Source organism: Leifsonia sp. NPDC077715, from assembly GCF_040686855.1.
Classification (GTDB): Bacteria; Actinomycetota; Actinomycetes; order Actinomycetales; family Microbacteriaceae; genus Leifsonia.
Map to the genome: position 1 here is coordinate 1265183 of NZ_JBFBOG010000001.1, position 18729 is coordinate 1283911.

Genomic DNA, 18729 nt, shown 5'->3' on the forward strand with positions numbered 1-18729 from the left:
ACGAGCCCCTGCACCGCGCAGGGCCCGCTCCTCACCGCCGCAGCGTCTGGCTCGGGTACTCGCCGTACTCCTCCCGGTGCCGGGCCGCGAAGCGCGGCAGGTGCACGAACCCCCAGCGGCTCGCGATCTCCTGAACCGACACGTCCGATGCATCCCCGCTTTCGAGTTCCTGGCGGGCGCCGTCCAAGCGCACCCGCTGCAGGTACCCGGTCGGGGTGACGCCGAGCGAACGGCGGAAGAGGTCCTGCACCCCGCGCCTGCTCAGCCGGGCTGCCGCAGCGATCTCGTCGACACCGATCGGCCGCGCCGCGTTGTCCTCGACGAACCGCATGGCCCGGCGCAGTGTCGCCGGATGGGCCCCGTGCCCCGCACCGGCCGCATCCACCTCGATGGCGAAGCAGGCGAGCGCGTTGGTGAGGAGCAGGTCGGTCACCGACCGGCGGATCAGGTCGTTCCCCAGCAGTTGCGGATCTCCCAGCGTCTCCATCGCGAACCGCTGCGCGCGCGTCCACTGCTGGCGGAGCGTCGGGGTCATGGGGGATGCCGAACCCACCCGCACCGAGGAGCCCTCACGGCCCTCCGCCATGCCGGCAAGGGCGTCGGCGGCGAGGTAGACCATGACGAGGTCCAGGTCGGCGAACGATGAAGCCGCCGCGCCGGGTCCGAGCAGGAACGCGCCGTCCGGGTCGACGTCCTGCCCGTTGGACGACACCCGGTAGGTGCCTGCGAGCCGGGAGCCGACGCCCAGCACGCCCTCGATGTCCATGGACACCTCCGCGCGGCCTTCCACGCGGTAGCGCGCGATGCTCACCCGCTCATCGCCACGGATCGACTGCTGGAACACGAACGGGTGCTCGGACTCCCTGAGCCGTGCACGACGGTACACCTGGGCGAACAGCTTCTCCGCCTCGCCCACATCCGTCGTCCGGATGTCCTGGTCGATCACCATCCCGGCCCCCTCGCCGGCTTCCCCCCGGAATGCCGTCAGCCTCATCTTCGACGCGTTATCCGGCCAGTGGCACCGGAGAACCGGCACACTGGCCGGGTGACGACCAGAACAGACAGCCGCGCGCTCGTCCCCCTGTACCTTGCGGGCTTCACGACGGCCTTCGGCGCCCACGGCGTCGCGACGGGCCTGGGCGTCGAGGCGGGTGGGCTGGGCTTGTCGCTGCTGACCTTCGGCGTCATCCTCGCCCTGTACGACCTCGCGGAGGTCATCCTGAAGCCGATCTTCGGCGCCCTCAGCGACCGCATCGGCGTCAAGCCCGTCATCGTGGGCGGCCTGGTGGTGTTCGCGCTCGCCTCCGCCGCCGCGATCCTCGCCCCCACGCCGCTGGTGATCGCGCTCGCGCGGCTGGGACAGGGCGCCGGCGCGTCCGCCTTCTCGCCGGCATCCTCCAGCGCCGTCGCGCGCCTGGCCGGCTCGGAGCGGCTGGGGCGCTACTTCGGCCGCTACGGAGCATGGAAGAGCATCGGCTACGCGGCCGGCCCGCTGCTCGGCGCCGCCCTCATCACGGCGTTCGGGATCGGCGCCCTCTATGCGGTCCTCGCCCTGCTCGCCGCGGGGACGGCCGTCTGGGTCGCTCTCGCCGTCCCGTCCCTCCCCGTGCGGCCGCGTCCCCGGTACACGCTCGCCGACCTGATCCGGCAGTCGACCGACCGCGGCTTCCTCATCCCGACCCTGGCCCTCGCCGCGACGACCGGCCTGCTCGGCGTGGCGGTCGGCTACCTCCCGCTACTGCTCACCCGGAGCGGCGCGGGCCCGATCGCCAGCGCCGCCTCCGTCGCAGCCATCGCGGTCATCTCCGCGGTGGCCCAACCGCTGACGGGACGGCTGCGGGATCGCGGGCGCGTCAGCGTGCGCGCGGGGGTCAGCGCAGCCCTGACGACCGGGGCCCTCGCGGCCGTGCTGATGCTCTGGCAGCAGCCCGTCGCCCTCTATGCGTCGGCCGTCCTCATCGGCATCGCGGTCGGGGTCGCGACACCTCTCGCCTACGCGCACCTGGCGGCGAACACGCCCGAGGAGCGGCTGGGCCGGACGATGGGCAATGCGGAGCTGGGCCGCGAGCTCGGCGACGCCGGAGGTCCGCTCCTCGTCGGGGCGCTCGGCACGGCGATCGGCCTCTCGGCCGGGATCGGGGCGCTCGCCCTCCTCGTCGGCGCTGCGGCGGCGACGACCGCGATCACGTTCCGTCCGCCCGGCGGCGGGGACGCTCAGGGCGTCCAGTCGCGCGAGACCTGATCCTCCAGCTGCTTGAGGTGGTCGCCGAGCGTCCCGTCGACCGCCGGATAGGAGGTGACGGGGTCGGGGACGCTGCGATCGGCCGTCGACAGGGTGACTGCGGCCAGGATGATCGCGATGACGGCGACGACCGCGTCCACCGCCAGCGCGATGTCGAGGATGCGACGACGGCTGGGACGCCGGGCGGATCGTTCGACTGCCGGTGCCGCTGCGGGGCGCTCGGTGAGCGGGACGGTGGCCGATGCGTCGTCCCGATCGGAGGTGGGCAGCACTTGGGTCGGGGCGGCGGCTGATACTTCCTCCCGATCGGAGGACGAGAGCACCTGCGTCGGCCCGGTGGCCGGGACATCCTCCCGCTCGGAGGTCGGCAACAGCAGCGTCGGGCCGGTTCCGGCGCTCACCGGGTGCGTCGGCGTGTCCATCCGAGCCGTCGGGAGGTCCGAGGGGTCAGGGATGTCACCGACCCACGCATCCTGATCGAGCAGCGCCCGCAGCTGCGTCGCGACGGCCTCCGGCGCGGGCCGCTGTTCGGGCTCCCGTGCCGTCATCGCGGCGAGGAGCGCGCTCCACCGCGGGTCCAGCGTGGCGGGAACGGCGGGGTCGCGGGTGAGCCGCGCCGCGGCGGACTCCGCAACAGTGCCGGGGAACTCGCGGCGGCCGGTCAGGCACTCCAGCAGGACGAGCCCCAGCGAGTAGACGTCGCTGCGGCCGGTCAGGGGACGCCCCAGTGCCTGCTCCGGACTCATGTAGCTCGCGGTGCCCATCACCGAACCGGTCGCGGTGATCTTGGTGTCGTCGACCAGCCGGGCGATGCCCAGGTCGGTGAGCTTGGCGGCGACGCCGGTGGACAGCGACTCCGGCAGGAGGATGTTCGCCGGCGAGATGTCGCGGTGCACCACCCCCTGGCTGTGGATGTAGGCGAGCGCGTTCGCGATGTCCAGGCCGATCGCCGCGACGACCGGGCCGGGAAGGGGCCCGTCCTTGAGGCGGTCGCGCGCGTCGCTGCCCTTGACGTACTCGAGGACGAGCACGCCGCGCCCGTCGCCGTCCGAGGTGGCGTCGAACAGCGTGACCAACGAGGGATGCGAGAGGCCGGCGAGCAGGCGCACCTCGACCTCCTGACGGCGCAGATCCTCCGCGGAGGCGAGCTCGCGGCGGAAGATCTTCAGCGCTACGTCGCGGCCGAGGGACTGGTCCTGCGCACGGAACACTTCGGCCATGCCGCCGTGACCGACGCGCTCGAGGAGGCGGTACCGGTCGGCGATGACCCGGCCGGAGTCATCGACGGGCGGCGTGGGGAGCTCATCCGTGGTCGACACGGTCAGTCACCCCCGTCCTTCTTGCCTTTTCCGCCCTTGTCGTCCTTCTTGTCGGGACCCTTCGGCTGCTCCTGCTGCTGCTGCTGTTGTTGTTGCTGCTGCTGCTGGAGCTGCTGGATCTGCTGCTGCAGCTGCGCCTTCTCCGCCGCATCCTGCAATCGGCCGAGATCGGCACGGATCGCGGCGATGGAGCGGGCGATCGCATCGTGACGGGCCGCGCTGATGGAGCCCTTCTTCACCGCCGCGTCGTTCAGCTGCTCCAGTGCGGTCAGCTTCGCCAGCGCCCCGGCGTAGTCGTTGCCTGCGGAGGTGGTGGCGACATCGAGCACCGCGTGCTGGAGCTGGGATGCGGTCTGCGTGGAGTACGACTCGCCGCCGGTGCAGCCGGTGAGGCCCAGAGCGAGCACGATCGCAGCCGCGACGACGGGAACGCGTCTGGTCATCTCAGCACTCCACTTCGTCTCGGGCACGCCGAATAGCGGCGGTCCAGGGTCGGCTGTCACGGTAACCTCGCCGCACGGCCTTGTCGACCCGGTCGGCTCGGGGTGAAGCGGAGGGCGTGGGATTCGAACCCACGAGACATTTCTGCCCACCAGTTTTCAAGACTGGCTCCATCGGCCGCTCGGACAGCCCTCCTGAACCCGGCCGCAACCGGGCGCCTCGAGTCTAACGTCAGTCCTGGAACGGCTTCGAGCAGGTGTACTGCGCCGCGGTCTGGCCGTGGACGTCGGACGGCAGCTGGACGCCGGAGCCGTCGCCCGCGGCCTGCGTGGAACCGTCGGCCGGCGCCTGCGTCGCGGGTGCCTGCGTCGCCGGGGTCTGGGTCGCAGGTGCCTGCGTCGCCGGGGTCTGTGCGCCCGGAGCATTCGGGTCGGCCTCCGAGCCGACCCCGGTGTCGCCGGTCAGCGTGACGGGCTGGTCGTTCGCCAGCGCACCCATGAGCTGGGCCGCGGCGTCCTTCGTCGGGGAGACGCCGTCGCCGTCGTAGTGGTTCGGGTACTGCACGAACACGACCTTGTTGATGTCGATGTTCTTCAGCGCCATGGCCATCGAGACGATGGTGGTCGGGTTGTTGAGGCTGTCGGAGAGCGTGATGTTGCTCGTCGCCGCCTTGGCGATGCCGTACAGCTTCACCGGGTTGTTGAGCACGTCCGCGCTCTTGATCGTGCGCACCAGCGACGACAGGAACACCTGCTGGTTGCTGATGCGCCCGAGGTCCGAGCCGTCGCCGACGCCGTGGCGGGTGCGGAGGAAGGCGAGCGCCTGCTGGCCCTGGAGGGTGTTCTGGCCGGCCTTCACATCCAGGCCGGTGTACGGGTCGTTGATGTCGCCCGCGACGCAGACGGGCACGCCGCCGACCGCGTTCGACATCTCGATCACGCCGTCGAACTGGATGACGCCCGCGTACGGGATGTCGAGCCCGGTCAGCTTCTCGACCGTCAGCACGGTGCATGCGAGGCCGCCGTAGCTGAGGGAGTTGTTGATCTTCTGCCGGCTCATCGCGTCGAAGCTGCCGCCCTTGGGGTCGGGGCAGGACGGGATGGAGACGTACATGTCGCGAGGGAAGCTGACGACCGTCGCGTTCTTGTGGTCGGCGGAGACGTGCAGCAGCATCGTGACGTCGTTCAGGTTCTCTTGGCGGTCGCCGTAGGCCGCGTTGCCGCCGCCCGAGTCGCTGCCCGCGAGCAGGACGTTGAACGCACCGTTCATCGCGCCGACGCTCGGCGTGACCTCGTTGCCCTTGGCGTCGACGAGCTTGACCGACTTCTTGACGCTGGCCACCACATCCACCGCCGCGTAGGCCGCGAGGGAGACGCCGGTGACGCCGAACACGGCGACGACCGCGACGAAGATCTTGAGGAGGGCCGTGAGCGGACGATGCTGCTTCAGTCGACCGTGGCGGACCGCTGGTCCGGCCGTCTTCTCCTGCGCTCGCGCTTGCGCGCGGGTGGGCATCTCGCTCATTCACTTCCTTCCGGTGCGGGGCCATACAGACTCCAGCGCACGCCCACGGAAGGCGCACGCCGGGTTAAAGGGTCCCACAGGGTGGCTGGAAATGCTCTCAGAGGGCGTCGAGCACCTGGGCGAGTCCGTCCTCGACGACGGGACCGGTCGAGCGCGTGGCCGCCGCCTTCACCTCGTCGGGCGCCTGTCCCATCGCCACGCTCAGCCCCTCGGCGCCCGCCCAGGTGAGCAGTTCGAGGTCGTTGCGGCCGTCGCCCACGGCGACCACACGCGACCGCGGGATGTCGAGCGCGTGCCGCACACGCTCCATCGCCGTTGCCTTGTTGACACCGTCGGGCGAGATGTCGAGCCATGCCGTCCAGCCGATCGAGTAGCTGACCCGCTGCAGGCCCATCCGGTCGACGATCGACAGGAACTCCTCGGTGTCGTGCTCGGGCGAGACCACGACGACGCGGGTGGCGGGATGCTGCAGCAGCTCCTCGAACGGCACCTGCTCCGCGTTCACGAGCTCCCAGTCCGTCATGCCCTCGGTGTAGCGGCGGAACCCGGTCGGCCCCTCCACCATGAAGCTGCCGCTCGGGAGGTGCGGGCGCATGGTCAGCAGCACGTCCGTCGGGTCGAAGACCTCGATGAACTCGCGCCGATAGCCGCCATCCAGCGTCGCGTCGCGCTTCATCGTGAGCGCACCGTTGGCGCACACGACGAACTCGCTGTCGAGCCCGAACGCCTCGTGGATGGGGCGCGCGGTCTCCCAGCTGCGGCCGGTGGCGAGCATGACCTCGTGGCCGGCGTCGCGCACGCGGGCGACCGCGGCGCGGACGGCGTCGCCGATCGTCTCGTCCTCGTGGATCAGCGTGCCGTCGACGTCGAGCGCGATCAGCAGGCGTTCGTCGGAGCTCACCGTGCGATCGGCTCCAGCAGCTCCAGGCCGCCCAGCCAGGAACGCAGCGCCTCCGGGACGCGCACCGAGCCGTCCTCCTGCTGGTGCGTCTCGAGGATGGCGACGAGCCAGCGCGTCGTCGCGAGCGTCCCGTTGAGGGTCGCGACGGGCGCCGTCTTGCCGCTCTCGGTGCGGTAGCGGATGTCGAGGCGGCGCGCCTGGAACGTCGTGCAGTTCGAGGTGGAGGTGAGCTCGCGGTAGCGGCCTTGGGTCGGGATCCAGGCCTCCACGTCGTACTTGCGGGCCGCACTCGATCCGAGGTCGCCGGCGGCGGTGTCGATGACGCGGTAGCTGAGGCCCAGCGCCTGCATCATCTCCTCCTGCCAGCCGAGCAGCCGCTCGTGCTCGGCCTCCGCCTCCTCCGGGCGGGTGTAGACGAACATCTCGAGCTTGTCGAACTGGTGCACCCGGATGATGCCACGGGTGTCCTTGCCCGCCGAGCCGGCCTCGCGGCGGTAGCAGGTCGACCATCCGGCGTAGCGGAGCGGCGCGTCCACCTCGATGATCTCGTCGGCGTGGTAGCCGGCGAGCGCGACCTCGCTCGTTCCGGTCAGGTAGAGGTCGTCGTTCTCGAGGTGGTAGACCTCGTCGGCGTGCGCGCCCAGGAAGCCGGTGCCCTGCATGATCTCGGGCTTGACCAGCGTCGGGGTGATCATCGGGATGAAGCCGTTCTGCACGGCCTTGTCGAGCGCCATGTTCATGAGCGCGAGCTCCAGGCGGGCGCCGATGCCGCGGAGGTAGGAGAAGCGGGCGCCGGCGACCTTGGCGCCGCGGGCCATGTCGATCGCCCCGAGGAGTTCGCCGAGCTCGAGGTGGTCGCGCGCCTCGAAGGGGAACTCGGGGATGTCGCCGACGGTCTTGAGCACGACGAAGTCGTCCTCGCCGCCCGCGGGGACGCCGTCGATGATCGGGTTGCCGATGCTGCGGATCAGCTTCTCGAAGCGGGCATCCGCGTCGTTGGCGGCCTGCTGGGCCTCTTTGACGCGCCCCGCCAGCTGCTGGGCCTGCGCGACCAGCTCCTTCTTCTCCTCCTTCGGCGCCTTCGCGACGGTCTTGCCGAATGCGTTCTGCTCGGCGCGGAGTTCTTCGAAGGCCGTGATGGACGCGCGACGCTCGATGTCCGCTTGGATGGCCTCATCGACGAGTTGCACGGAGTCGCCGCGCGCCTCCTGCGAGCGGCGGACGACATCGGGGTTCTCGCGGAGGAGCACGGGATCGATCACCTGACCAGCTTATCGAGCGATGCCGAACAGGTAGCGTGAGCACCGTGAACGCTCGGGGTGGGGACGCGGGGATGGTCGTCGCCGTCGTCTACAACCCGGTGCGCGTGGACGTCCCCCGCGTGCGCGCGGCGGTCGAGGCCGCGGCCGCGGATACCCCCGGCATCGAACTGCTCTGGCTGCCGACGACGGTCGAGGAGGGCGGCCAGGCGCAGGCCCGCGAGGCGCTCGACCGCGGTGCGACGCTGGTGCTGGCGGCGGGCGGCGACGGGACGGTGCGCGCCGTCGCCGAAGCGCTGCGCGGGCGGGACGCGACCCTCGCTGTCATCCCGGGTGGCACCGGCAACCTCCTCGCCCGGAATCTCGGCATCCCGTTCGGCAGCGTGGAGGCCGCGTGCGCCGTTGCGTTCGGCGGCGAGACGCGCCGGATCGACGCCGGGATCGCCGCCGCGCGGTACGCGGACGGGTCGCAGTCCGAGCACGTGTTCCTGGTGATGGCAGGGATCGGGATCGACGCGGCGATGATCGCGGGCGCAAAGCCCGAACTCAAGCGGCGGTTCGGCTGGCTGGCGTACGTGGACGCGGCGTTCCGGGCCTGGCCGTCGGCGAAGAAGGTGCGGGTGCGCTTCCGGCTGGACCGCGGACACGAGCGGTCGGCGCACGTCAGCACCATCCTGATCGCCAACTGCGGAGCCCTGCCGGGCAACATCGAGCTGATCCCGGACGGCTCGATCGACGACGGCCTGCTCGACGTGGCCATCCTGCAGCCCGCGACCGTCTTCGGCTGGCTGGCGATCTGGCGGAAGGTGACGTGGGAGAACCGGGTGCTGCGCAAGTCCGCGGTCGGGCGCCGCATCATCCGCTTCACCGACCGGGCCGTCCGCACCCGGCTCAGCTACCTGCGTGGAGCGTCGGTGCAGCTGGAGGTGGATGCCCCCGAGCCGTTCGAGCTCGACGGCGACGCGTTCGGCGACGTGGTCGGCCTGGACCTGGGCGTTGACGAGCTCAGCCTGCGGGTGCGGGTGCCGGCTCTTTAGAGCTCGTCGTCCTGCGGCGTCTCGACCGGCGCACGGCGGCCGGCGATGGCGTTCAGGAACAGCAGCCCCACGAGCGTGGCCAAGCCGACGGTGATCAGCGGGCCGGCGAGCATCCATCCGAGCTGGGCGAACACGAGCGAGCCGACGTCGCTGCTCGGCGTCGGGCCGCTGTACGACGATGTGACGGAGATGCAGTAGAGCACGATGCCGAGCAGGACGAAGCCGCCGCCGACGATCCACAACGCCAGGATGAGGGGGTTGCGCCGGGGACTGACGTCGAGCCGGGCGAGGGCTCCCGAGCCGACGACGTAGGCCGGGGCGGCCGACGCGGGTTCGAGGGCGGCCTCGGGCTCGCGCACCAGCGCGGCGCGCACGTCCATCGGCGGGAGGTCGTCGTCGGCCTCGGTCTCCGCGGGGCGCTGCAGCAGCGACGACGGCAGGCGGTAGGCGGAGTCGGGCGCGTCGGCGCGGACGCGGGTCTGCGCCCGCTCCCCCGGCTGCGGCTGGTAGCCGCGCTGGAACGAGGGGTCGTAGCGCGGGTCGAAGGCGCCGCCCCGACCGCTGCCGTCCTGCTCCTCGCCGACCATGCCGACCTCCTCGCTGTGCTGCGTGTTCGCAGCCTACGCCGGGGCGGGCCCGTCGTGACCCGTCTCGTCGGTCAGCGAGGCCAGCCAGGCGCGTGCGTCGGTGAAGACGTCGTCCCGGTACCGCTGGTCGAACTCGACCGGCACCCGGTCGGCCCGCGGGTACGAGCCCAGGAACATGACCGACGGGCTGAACCGGCGGAGGCCGAGCAGCGCATCCGCGACCCGCTCGTCGCGGATGTGGCCGTCGGCGTCGATCACGAACCGGTACCGGCCGAGCGCGTCGCCGATCGGGCGCGACTCGATGAGACTCAGGTTGACCCCGCGGGTCGAGAACTGCTCCAGGAGGTCGAGGAGGCTACCCGGGCGGTCGTCGGGCAGCTCGGCGATGAGGCTGGTCTTGTCGGCCCCGGTCGGCTCGGGAACCGTGCGGGACGTGCTCACCAGCACGAACCGGGTGACGGCGTTCGCGTTGTCCCCGATGTTCTCGGCGAGCACGACGACGTCGTGGTGGTCGACGATGCCCGGCGGGGCGATGGCCGCGTCCGCCGTGCTCCCCTCGAACAGCGACGCGGCCGCCGCGACGTTGCTGGACGCGGGCAGGTGGCCGTGATCGGGAAGGTTGCGGTCGAGCCACTGGTGGCACTGCGCGTAGGCGACAGGATGCGCGTTGATCGTCTTCACGTCGGCGAGCGTCGTGCCGGGTCGCGCCACCAGGACGAAGGTGACCGGGACCAGGTACTCCCCCACGATCCGCAGCCCAGGGATGGTGGCCAGCGCATCCTGGGCCACCGAGACGCCGCCCTCGATCGAATTCTCGATCGCGATCATCGCGGCCACGCTGCGGCCCTCGACGACGTCGGCCAGCGCCTCCCCCAGGTTGTTGACCGCACGCCACTGCTTGCCGCGCGCCTCCGGCACCTGCTTGAGCGCGGCCTCGGTGAACGTGCCCGACGGCCCGAGGAAGCTGTAGACGTCGTCCACGGAGGCGGGCAGCTCGGCGGGCACGGCGGCGGCGTCGCCGGGGACGTCGGCGGGGTCGGAGGACATGGCGCTCAGCTTACCGAGACGGTTGGCGTGACCCGGCCGTTAACGTGATCGCCCCGGAGCGCCGACGCATTGCTGCGCCTCGTCCGGGGCATACATCTGACATGCTAGCAGAAGAACCACATAGGCGCGCGTCCCGCGCAGCACCACCGGAGGACACGTGCACCATCCTGACCCCGCCGTTCACACCGATCTCGCGCGCATCGTTGGGATCGAGCGTTTCGCTTCGTACCTTGCCGCTCAGAACGGGTCGATGCCGCACGCCCTTCGCCTGTACACGTGGAACATCGAGGCGTCCGCCGCCCTCCTCGGTACCGCTTCAGCCATGGAGGTTGGAGTCCGGAACGCCATGCATCACCGGCTGACGGAGATGTTCGGCCGCGTCGATTGGTGGGCGGCCGCACCGCTCCGATTCGGAGAGCTGGATCAAGTGCGTAACGCTGCGATGTACCTCGACAGACGCAAGGGTCCAGGTGCGTGGACGACCGGTCACGTGATCGCGGAGCTCCGGGCATCCTTCTGGGAGGGTCTGCTGGTCAATCGGTACCACGCATCATTGTGGGAGCGCGGCCTGAGCACCGCGTTCCCACATTTCACCGGAAGACGGTCCAATCTGCGTACGCGGATGGAGCGACTCCGACTCCTCCGCAACCGCGCCGCCCACCACGAACCGATCTTCGCCCGCGACCTGCAAGTGGATTACGCCTACCTCTGCGATGTGGCCGGATACGTGAGCCCGCACCTGCACGCATGGATCGCATCCCACTCACGGCTGCCCGAGATCATCGCCGAGCGACCCGCGACGATCGCGGGACGCCGGACCGCGCGGTTCTGATCCCGGCTGACAGCAACCACCTCCCGCCGACCCGCCCGCCGTGGAAGAGTAGGGGCATGGACGAACGAGCCGGAACCCCCGCCCAGCCCTCCGACCTGATCGACGTCGATGCCCTGCGGCGCGCGTACTACGAGCTGAAGCCGGATGTGAGCATCCCGGAGCAGCGCGTGGTGTTCGGCACGTCCGGGCACCGTGGATCGGCGCTCGACACGGCGTTCAACGAGGACCACATCGCCGCGACCACGCAGGCCATCGTCGAGTACCGCAACAGCCAGGGCATCACCGGCCCCCTGTTCATCGGCGCGGACACCCACCTGCTCAGCGAGTTCGCCACGACGACCGCGCTCGCTGTGCTCGTCGGCAACGAGGTGCGCGTGCTCGTGGACGAGTACGACGACTGGGTGCCGACTCCGGCCGTCTCGCACGCGATCATCCGGTACAACCGGCAGGGCCATGACGACCAGGCCGACGGCATCGTCGTCACCCCGAGCCACAACCCGCCGCGGGACGGCGGCTTCAAGTACAACCCGCCGCACGGCGGTCCCGCCGACACGGATGCGACCAGCTGGATCGCCAAGCGCGCCAACGAGATCATCGCGAACGGGATGACCGAGGTGCGGATGGCCGAGCCGTCGGGCGTCGAGACCTACGACTTCCGCGGGCACTACGTCGACGACCTCGAGAACATCATCGACGTCAAGGCGATCAAGGACTCCGGTATCAAGATCGGAGCCGACCCGCTCGGCGGGGCGAGCGTCCACTACTGGGAGGCGATCGCGGAGCGGTACGGCCTCGACCTGACCGTCGTCAACCCGGACGTCGACCCGACCTGGTCGTTCATGACGCTGGACTGGGACGGCAAGATCCGGATGGACCCGTCCAGCCCCTCCGCGATGGCCTCGGTGGTCGCGCGCAGCGGGGACTTCGACATCCTCACCGGCAACGACGCCGACGCCGACCGGCACGGCATCGTCACGCCGGACGGCGGCCTGATGAACCCCAACCACTACCTCGCGGTCGCGATCGACTACCTGTTCCGCACCCGGACCGACTGGAAGAAGGACGCCGCGGTGGGCAAGACGCTCGTCTCGTCGTCGATCATCGACCGCGTCGCCGAGTCCCTGGGCCGGCGGCTGTGGGAGGTGCCGGTCGGCTTCAAGTGGTTCGTCCCGGGACTCATCGACGGGACCGTCGGCTTCGGCGGCGAGGAGAGCGCCGGCGCGTCGTTCCTCCGGTTCGACGGGACCGCGTGGACCACCGACAAGGACGGCATCCTGCTCGCCCTGCTCGCCAGCGAGATCCGCGCCGTGACCGGCAAGTCACCGTCCGAGCTGTACCGCGAGCTGACCGAGCGCTTCGGCGACCCGATGTACCAGCGGGTGGACGCACCGGCCTCGCCCGAGCAGAAGGCCGCGCTGTCGAAGCTCGACGGGGACGCGATCAGCGCCACCGAGCTGGCCGGGGAGCCGATCACGGCGAAGCTGAGCCGCGCACCGGGCAACGACGCACCGCTCGGCGGCGTGAAGGTCCAGACGGAGACCGCGTGGTTCGCCGCGCGTCCCTCGGGCACCGAGAACGTCTACAAGATCTACGCCGAGTCGTTCGTCGGCGAGGACGACCTGCGCGAGGTGCAGGAGGAGGCCAAGCGGATCGTCGGCGACGCGCTCGGCGGCTAGACGGCGGAGGACAGTGTCCAGCGGTTGCCGTGCGGCAGCGGCTGGTGGGTGAACTCGTCCACGAGGAGCGAGATGAGCGCCAGGCCGCGGCCCGACTCGCCGAAGTCCTCGGGGTCGGGCATGGCCGTGGCCGAGAGGTCGATGTCGGCGGGCTCGGCGTCATCCGTCACCACGGCGCGCAGTCCGTCCGGGCTGTGCCCGAGCTCCAGCTCCACGCGCGTGCGGGTGCCCTCCACGCCGTGCTGCACGACGTTGGTCACCACCTCCACCACCGCCAGCTCGAAAGCACCGCGACGCTCGTCCGGGAGGTCCGGGCGCTTCACCGCCAGTTCCTCGAAGAGGGCGTGCACCCGCTCGATGGCTTCGGCGTCGGCAGGGGCGAGGAATTCCTCGCGGAACGCCTCAGTCACGGTAGGCGTCGTCGGGGCCGGGGTAGACGCGGAGGATGCGGTCCAGGTTCGTCAGGCGCAGGACGCCGGCCACCTGCTCGGTCGCGGCGACCAGGCGAAGGTCTCCGCCCGCGCTCCGCGCCGTCTTCAGGCCGCTGACCAGGGCGCCGAGACCCGAGGAGTCGATGAAGTCGACGCCGCTGAGGTCGAGCGCGAGGCGCGCGTGGCCCTCATCCACGACACGCTGCACCTCGCGGCGGACGGTCGTGGCCGTCACCAGGTTGATGCGACCGTTCGCCGCGAGGACGGCGACGCCGTCCGGGCGGATGGTGGTGTCGATGTTCATTGAAACGGGGATTCCTTCCTGACCGCATGTGCGGCCGGTCCGCGGTAGAGCGCCGCCCGCGGGATGATGCTGAGCACGACCAGGTCGTAGATCACCCAGACCGTGTTGACCAGCGTGCCCACACCATCCGCGGTTCCGGCGACGACACGCAGGACGCCCACGATCGCCGCGATCACGAGCACGACGATGGCGGTGAGCTGCGGCCAGATCTGCCGCCACGGGATGGGCGCCCGGCCCGCTCGCTCCTTCGGCGTGACGACGAACCCGAGCGACCGGCCGAACCAGACGTTCGCGGCCGCAGTCCAGCACGCCCGGATCCAGAGCGGGAAGAGCGCGAGCGAGTACTGCTGGCCGCGCCACGTCCTCAGACCGCGCGCGGCGACGAGGAACATCAGCTGGCTCAGCACGAAGTAGGGGATGAAGCGGGCGAAGAAGTCCACGCTCCACGCGGTAACGGGCATGACGCCGGTGAGGAGGTAGACGACGGGCGCGGCGAGGTAGACGACCGACGCGAAGCCCGAGAGGTAGCACCACATCGTCGCGAAGTACATGATGCGCTGTCCGCCGGAGAGGCCCCGCTTGACGAGCGGGTTGTCCCGCAGCATCACCTGCAGCGTGCCCTGCGCCCAGCGCAGTCGCTGGCCCAGCATCGTGCCCAGGTCCTCCGGCGCGAGGCCGTTCGCAAGCAACTCGTGGTGGTAGACGCTCCGCCAGCCGCCGGCGTGCAGCTGCATGGCGGTGGCCATGTCCTCCGTCACCGAGATGGTCGCCATCGGCATGACGGGCTGGGCCTGCCCCGGCCGGTCGACCGCGAGCGTGTCGGCGATGCGCTGCACCGACTCGATGGCGGCGAGGGGCGAGAGGTCGGTCTCGGCGAGACGGTCCAAAGCCACCTCGTCCACCACGAAGGCGCCGAGCTCGGAGTCGGCCTGGACGGGGAGGGCGGCGATGGCCCGCAGGTCCTCCTCCATCGCGGCGATGTCCCCGCGGACGACGGAGCGCGACACCCCGTCCACGCTCTGCTGCAGCCGGTAGGTCACCTCGCCCACGCTGTCGCCGGCTCGGAGACGGGCGGACGCCTCCTCGACGTGCGACCGGACCTCGGCGATGAGGTGGGACGTCTCGGGATCGGAGCGGGACGAGCGCTCCGCCTTGACGAGCATCCGCTCGGACGCCCGCAGCGAGACCCGGACGGTGCGCTCCACGTCGCGGACGTAGCCGACGATACCGAGCTCCATCAACGCGTCGCGCCGCAGCACGGCGTTCGATCCGCAGAAGAAGGCGGCGTTCCAGCCGTCCTTGCCCTGCTGGATCGGGCCGTAGAAGAGCGGCGCCTGGTTGCCGAGCGGATCGGCGTCGTCGACGTTCGAGAAGAACTGCGGGGTCTGCACGAGCGCGACCCGGGAGTCGGCGAAGTAGCCGAGGGTGTTGTCCAGGATCTGCGGCTCGGGGATCTGGTCGGCGTCGAGGATGAGCAGGAACTCGCCGTCCGTCTGGAACAGCGCGTTGTTGAGGTTGCCCGCCTTGGCGTGGCGAGGCTTGTCGACCCAGTCCTCGCTGCGGGTGACGTATCCCAGCCCCTCCCGCTCCGCAGCGGCCCGCATCTCGGCGCGATCGCCGTCGTCGAGGATCCACGTGCTGTGCGGGTACCTGATCGCCTTTGCAGCGCGGGCGGTGGTCAGCACCAGGTCGATCGGCTCGTCGTACGTGGTGATGAAGACGTCGACCGTGCCCTGCGCGGGCGCCTCCGGGCCGGAGCGGATCTTCACCCGCCACATCGTCAGGGCGAAGAAGAACGTGTCGATGACGCTGTACGTCTCGGCGATCACGAGGGGGACGGCGATCCACCAGGCGGACCAGTTGACGGAGTCGAGCCAGCGCCAGACCACGTAGTTCACACCCGCGAGAACGGCGAGCAGGCACACCACCCGCAGCAGCAGGCGGTTCACCGGTCGCTCCGGCGAACGACCACAGCGGTGACATCGTCGATCGGGATCCCCGCGCGGGCGACGCTCAGGATGCGCGAGACCGCGCCGCCCGGGGTCGCGTTCCCGCGGACGATCGCCTCGACGATCGGGAACGCCCGTTCGCCGCCGATCGCATCGAGGACGCCGTCGCTGATGCAGACCAGGGAGTCGCCCGGGCCAAGCTCGACGCGCTGCGGAACCCGCGGCTCGGTCGTCGGAAGCCCGAGCGGCAGGGCGCTGCTCGGCAGCCGCTCGACGCCCCCCCTGTCCCGGACGACGAACGCCAGGCCGTGGCCGGCATCCACGTAGTCGACCCCGCCGTCGGGATGCAGTCGCGCGTGGAACAGGGTGACGAAGGTGGCGAGCTGGTCCAGATCCTCCTCGACCAGGCGGGAGGCCGCGTCCACCGACTCCTCGAGGTCGGCGAAGTCCATGGCGCTGCGCAGCGCGGTGCGCACCGACGCGCCGACGATGGCCGCCGCCATCCCCTTGCCCATCACATCGCCGACGGTGACGCAGAAGTCGTCGCCCACGTCGTACCAGTCGTAGAAGTCGCCGGAGACGCCGCGCGACGGCTCGCAGGCCGCCGCCACGTCGAAACCGGGGGCGCGGGGTTTGCGGTGCGGGAGCAGTCCCTTCTGGGCGACGGCCGCACGGTCGAGCTCGTCGTCGCGGTGGAGCTCGTCCTGCACCCAGTCGGCGAGGTCGCGCAGCACGCGCTCCTGCTCGGCGCTCAGGGTGTGCGGGACGGTGTCGAGCACGCACAGCGTCCCGACCGCCTCACCGCCCGGTGCATGCAGCGGCTCGCCGGCGTAGAAGCGGAGGTGGGGGTCGCCGACGACGAACGGGTTGTCGGCGAACCGGTCGTCGCCGGACGCGTCGCCCACGATCAGGGCGGCGTCCTGCCGAACGGTGACGTCGCAGAACGCCTTCTCGCGCGGCGCCTCCTGGGTCAACCCGATCTGCGACTTGCGCCACTGCCGGTCGCGATCGAGGAGCGTGATGCTGACCATCGGCACGTCGAAGAGCTGCTGGGCGAGGCGCGTGATGCGGTCGAACCGCGCCTCCGGCCCCGAATCGAGGACCCCGAGTCCGGCCAGCGCGCGTTGGCGAGCGACCTCCGTCTGCTGAACCGCCTGCGCGTCGACGACCATGCTCCCACTGTACTGGCTGGTCTACGTCCGTCCAGGGTCAGCGGTACTGTTCGCCCCCGTCGCAGCCGAAGAACTCCTCCAGGGTGCTCACCCCGGTGGTGTGCAGCTCCGTTGCGAGCGGAACGCCGATGAACCGGAAGTGCCACGGCTCATAGGTGAAGCCCGTCACCGCGACCTTGTCCGCCGGGTAGCGCAGCAGGAACCCGAAACGCCAGGCGTTCGCCGCGAGCCAGCGGCCCTGCGGGGTCTGGCCGAAGCAGGCGTCGAGCGAGCACCGCGCCGGCAGGGCGCTGATGTCGACGGCCAGTCCGGTCTGGTGCTCGCTGTGACCGGGGCGCGCGGTATCGGTGTCCGCATAGGCCTGGCCGTTCCGGGCGACGTCGTCGTCGTACACGCGCGTCTGCGAGTCGTAGGAGCGGTAGGCGCTCTGGACCGAGAACTCCAGACCCGCCTCCCGCTTGCCCGCCTGGAACATCGCGACCAAAGCGGCTGCGGTCTGCTGCCGCATCGGCTGGCGGTTCACGTAGGCGACGTCGGGATAGACGAGGTCGTCGGGCGCGTACGTCATGGGATGAAGCCCGCGCGGCTTGTTGACGACCACCCACGGGCTCGCCGGGTCGTCGTGCGACAGCGCGGCCTTATCGAAGCCCACGACGGTCGGTGTCGGCGGGATGGACGGGGTCGGCGTGGGGCGCGGAGGCCGCGGCGAGGGCGCGGTGCGATGAGGCGTCGGCCGGTGGCTCGTCGGAGCGGCCGAAACGGCGCCGGTGGCGCACCCGGCCAGCAGCAGCACGACCGCCAGGACGCCGCCGATGCGGGCAGCACGCGACCCCTGAACCCGCCTCCTGCGGGCACCCCCCAGACTCACGGGGCCGAGCATAGCTCACGCCCGTGACGCCTTCGTGAAGGGTGACCGGAATCGCGATTACTTGGACAGGCTCCAGAAGTGGCCGATGCCGCCGGGGTGGTCGACGGTGATCGCCTCGTCGAGGTCGCGGTAGTCGCTGTCCTCGTTGTGGCCGACCATCTTGATCTTGATCTGGCCGTTCACGTTCTGCACGGCGGAGACGATCTGCACGTGGTCGAGCGAGTTGTTGTCGTTCCAGTCGAACATCACGATGTCGCCGACCTTGATCTTGTCGCGCTGGTCGAACGAGTACTCGGTCAGCCCGAGCTTCGCGGCGTTCTCGCGGAAGTAGTTGTCCATCGCCGGCACGTAGCCCCACGCCGGGCTCCAGTCAGCGGCGGCGTCGTGGTTGTACCAGTCGCCGTTCATCTGCCAGCCGCGCGCGATGAGGGTCTGGCTGACGAAGTTGGCGCAGTCCCCGCCGACGGGGTTGAGGTCACCGTACTGCGCCGTGTTGTAGTTCTTCCAGTACGTCAGCGCGTAGGCGAGCTGCTTGTCCACCGGCGTCTGAACCTGGTAGTCGTAGGTGCTCGTCGAGGTGGTGACCGGCTTGCCGCTCTTGTCGGTGACCGAGACCGGGACGCTCCCCGCCTGGAAGTTGGCCGCGGCCGGGACGTTCACCACGACCTTGTCGGAGGTGGCCTGCGCGACCGTGGCGGGCTGGCCGCCGATCTGGACGGCGCCCACCTTCTGCAGGTTGGTGCCCTCGAGGGTGATGGTGCCTCCCGAGACGCTGCCGGCGGCCGGCTGGATGGACGACACGACCGACGAAGTGGGCGTGGGCGACGGCGCGGCGGCCTGTGCGACGGCCTTGGTGACCGGCGACGGCTCGCCGGCGCACGCCGTGAAGACGAGTGCGGCCGAGGCGGCGACGGCCGTGAGGGCGAGCGTGCGCTGCAGACGACGGGAGCGGGCGGAGGAAGTCATCGCCTCGCACCATACGCCCAGAACTTCTGCGTCACCTGAAGAGGGGCCAGCGGCGTTCGCTGAGCGACCGTACACCTTTCGCTGGGAGCGAACCTCCTGCGTTGTCAGGGACATGGCACGGGGTGTAACTTTGCAGTCTCCGCAAAATTCTTTTTCCTCACGCACTTTTGCACC

General features: G+C 70.5%; 18 protein-coding genes and 1 tRNA gene. 4 read left to right on the forward strand and 15 right to left on the reverse strand.

The annotated features are described in order from the left end of the window. Nucleotides 1–31: 31 nt before the first annotated feature. Complete coding sequence (locus AB0P25_RS06245; protein ID WP_363806062.1) at nt 32–949, reverse strand: helix-turn-helix domain-containing protein; 918 nt, start codon at nt 947–949, stop codon at nt 32–34. Between the two features lie 96 nt (nt 950–1045). Between AB0P25_RS06245 and AB0P25_RS06250 the strand changes: the two genes are divergently transcribed. Continuing rightward, nucleotides 1046–2242 (forward strand): MFS transporter, encoded by a 1197-nt coding sequence (locus AB0P25_RS06250; protein WP_363806063.1) that lies wholly within the window; start codon nt 1046–1048, stop codon nt 2240–2242. Here the strand turns inward: AB0P25_RS06250 and AB0P25_RS06255 are convergent. From AB0P25_RS06255 to serS, 6 genes are all read right to left on the reverse strand, one after another. Further along, nucleotides 2215–3561: a serine/threonine-protein kinase gene (locus AB0P25_RS06255; protein ID WP_363806064.1), complete on the reverse strand. Its 1347-nt coding sequence runs from the start codon at nt 3559–3561 to the stop codon at nt 2215–2217. The two genes, AB0P25_RS06250 and AB0P25_RS06255, sit on opposite strands and share 28 nt — an antisense overlap. A 2-nt stretch (nt 3562–3563) precedes the next feature. After that, complete coding sequence (locus AB0P25_RS06260) at nt 3564–4004, reverse strand: hypothetical protein (protein ID WP_363806065.1); 441 nt, start codon at nt 4002–4004, stop codon at nt 3564–3566. 108 nt (nt 4005–4112) lie between these two features. After that, nucleotides 4113–4197: transfer RNA gene (locus AB0P25_RS06265), tRNA-Ser, on the reverse strand. A gap of 36 nt (nt 4198–4233) precedes the next feature. Beyond that, a complete protein-coding gene (locus tag AB0P25_RS06270) occupies nt 4234–5526 on the reverse strand; it encodes an LCP family protein (RefSeq protein WP_363806066.1) in 1293 nt (430 codons plus the stop codon). 97 nt (nt 5527–5623) lie between these two features. Further along, entirely contained in the window at nt 5624–6427 is an 804-nt protein-coding gene (locus AB0P25_RS06275) for an HAD family hydrolase (RefSeq protein WP_363806067.1), read from the reverse strand. Next, the gene (gene serS / locus AB0P25_RS06280; RefSeq protein WP_363806068.1) at nt 6424–7689 is read right to left on the reverse strand and encodes a serine--tRNA ligase; all 1266 of its coding nucleotides are present in this window, start codon (nt 7687–7689) and stop codon (nt 6424–6426) included. The genes AB0P25_RS06275 and serS overlap by 4 nt, the downstream gene beginning before the upstream one ends. Nucleotides 7690–7733: 44 nt before the next feature. Between serS and AB0P25_RS06285 the strand changes: the two genes are divergently transcribed. Further along, nucleotides 7734–8723, forward strand: a complete 990-nt coding sequence (locus tag AB0P25_RS06285; protein ID WP_363806069.1) for a diacylglycerol kinase family protein — start codon at nt 7734–7736, stop codon at nt 8721–8723. Here the strand turns inward: AB0P25_RS06285 and AB0P25_RS06290 are convergent. Both AB0P25_RS06290 and pheA read right to left on the reverse strand, forming a co-directional pair. Further along, nucleotides 8720–9310, reverse strand: coding sequence for a hypothetical protein (locus AB0P25_RS06290; RefSeq protein WP_363806070.1), 591 nt, complete (start codon nt 9308–9310; stop codon nt 8720–8722). The genes AB0P25_RS06285 and AB0P25_RS06290 overlap by 4 nt on opposite strands. A 33-nt stretch (nt 9311–9343) precedes the next feature. Beyond that, entirely contained in the window at nt 9344–10357 is a 1014-nt protein-coding gene (gene pheA / locus AB0P25_RS06295; RefSeq protein WP_363806071.1) for a prephenate dehydratase, read from the reverse strand. Between the two features lie 250 nt (nt 10358–10607). Here pheA and AB0P25_RS06300 point away from each other — a divergent pair, with 250 nt between their 5' ends. Both AB0P25_RS06300 and pgm read left to right on the forward strand, forming a co-directional pair. Continuing rightward, nucleotides 10608–11189 (forward strand): hypothetical protein, encoded by a 582-nt coding sequence (locus AB0P25_RS06300; RefSeq protein ID WP_363806073.1) that lies wholly within the window; start codon nt 10608–10610, stop codon nt 11187–11189. Nucleotides 11190–11245: 56 nt separating this feature from the next. Next, entirely contained in the window at nt 11246–12865 is a 1620-nt protein-coding gene (pgm, locus tag AB0P25_RS06305; protein WP_363806074.1) for a phosphoglucomutase (alpha-D-glucose-1,6-bisphosphate-dependent), read from the forward strand. Here the strand turns inward: pgm and AB0P25_RS06310 are convergent. Genes AB0P25_RS06310 through AB0P25_RS06335 form a run of 6 tightly spaced genes read right to left on the reverse strand, consistent with a single transcriptional unit; the run spans nt 12862 to nt 18555 of the window. Continuing rightward, entirely contained in the window at nt 12862–13275 is a 414-nt protein-coding gene (locus tag AB0P25_RS06310; RefSeq protein ID WP_363806076.1) for an ATP-binding protein, read from the reverse strand. The genes pgm and AB0P25_RS06310 overlap by 4 nt on opposite strands. Beyond that, nucleotides 13268–13600 (reverse strand): STAS domain-containing protein, encoded by a 333-nt coding sequence (locus tag AB0P25_RS06315; protein ID WP_363806077.1) that lies wholly within the window; start codon nt 13598–13600, stop codon nt 13268–13270. The genes AB0P25_RS06310 and AB0P25_RS06315 overlap by 8 nt, the downstream gene beginning before the upstream one ends. Beyond that, nucleotides 13597–15549 carry a glycosyltransferase family 2 protein gene (locus AB0P25_RS06320; protein WP_363806079.1) on the reverse strand — a complete coding sequence of 651 codons (1953 nt, stop codon included), beginning with the start codon at nt 15547–15549 and terminating at the stop codon, nt 13597–13599. Before AB0P25_RS06320 ends, AB0P25_RS06315 begins: the two co-directional genes overlap by 4 nt. Next, nucleotides 15546–16721, reverse strand: coding sequence for a GAF domain-containing SpoIIE family protein phosphatase (locus AB0P25_RS06325; RefSeq protein ID WP_363806080.1), 1176 nt, complete (start codon nt 16719–16721; stop codon nt 15546–15548). Before AB0P25_RS06325 ends, AB0P25_RS06320 begins: the two co-directional genes overlap by 4 nt. 37 nt (nt 16722–16758) lie before the next feature. Continuing rightward, nucleotides 16759–17589, reverse strand: a complete 831-nt coding sequence (locus AB0P25_RS06330; protein WP_363806082.1) for a M15 family metallopeptidase — start codon at nt 17587–17589, stop codon at nt 16759–16761. A gap of 57 nt (nt 17590–17646) precedes the next feature. After that, nucleotides 17647–18555, reverse strand: a complete 909-nt coding sequence (locus tag AB0P25_RS06335) for a DUF1287 domain-containing protein (RefSeq protein WP_363806083.1) — start codon at nt 18553–18555, stop codon at nt 17647–17649. Nucleotides 18556–18729 lie beyond the last annotated feature (174 nt).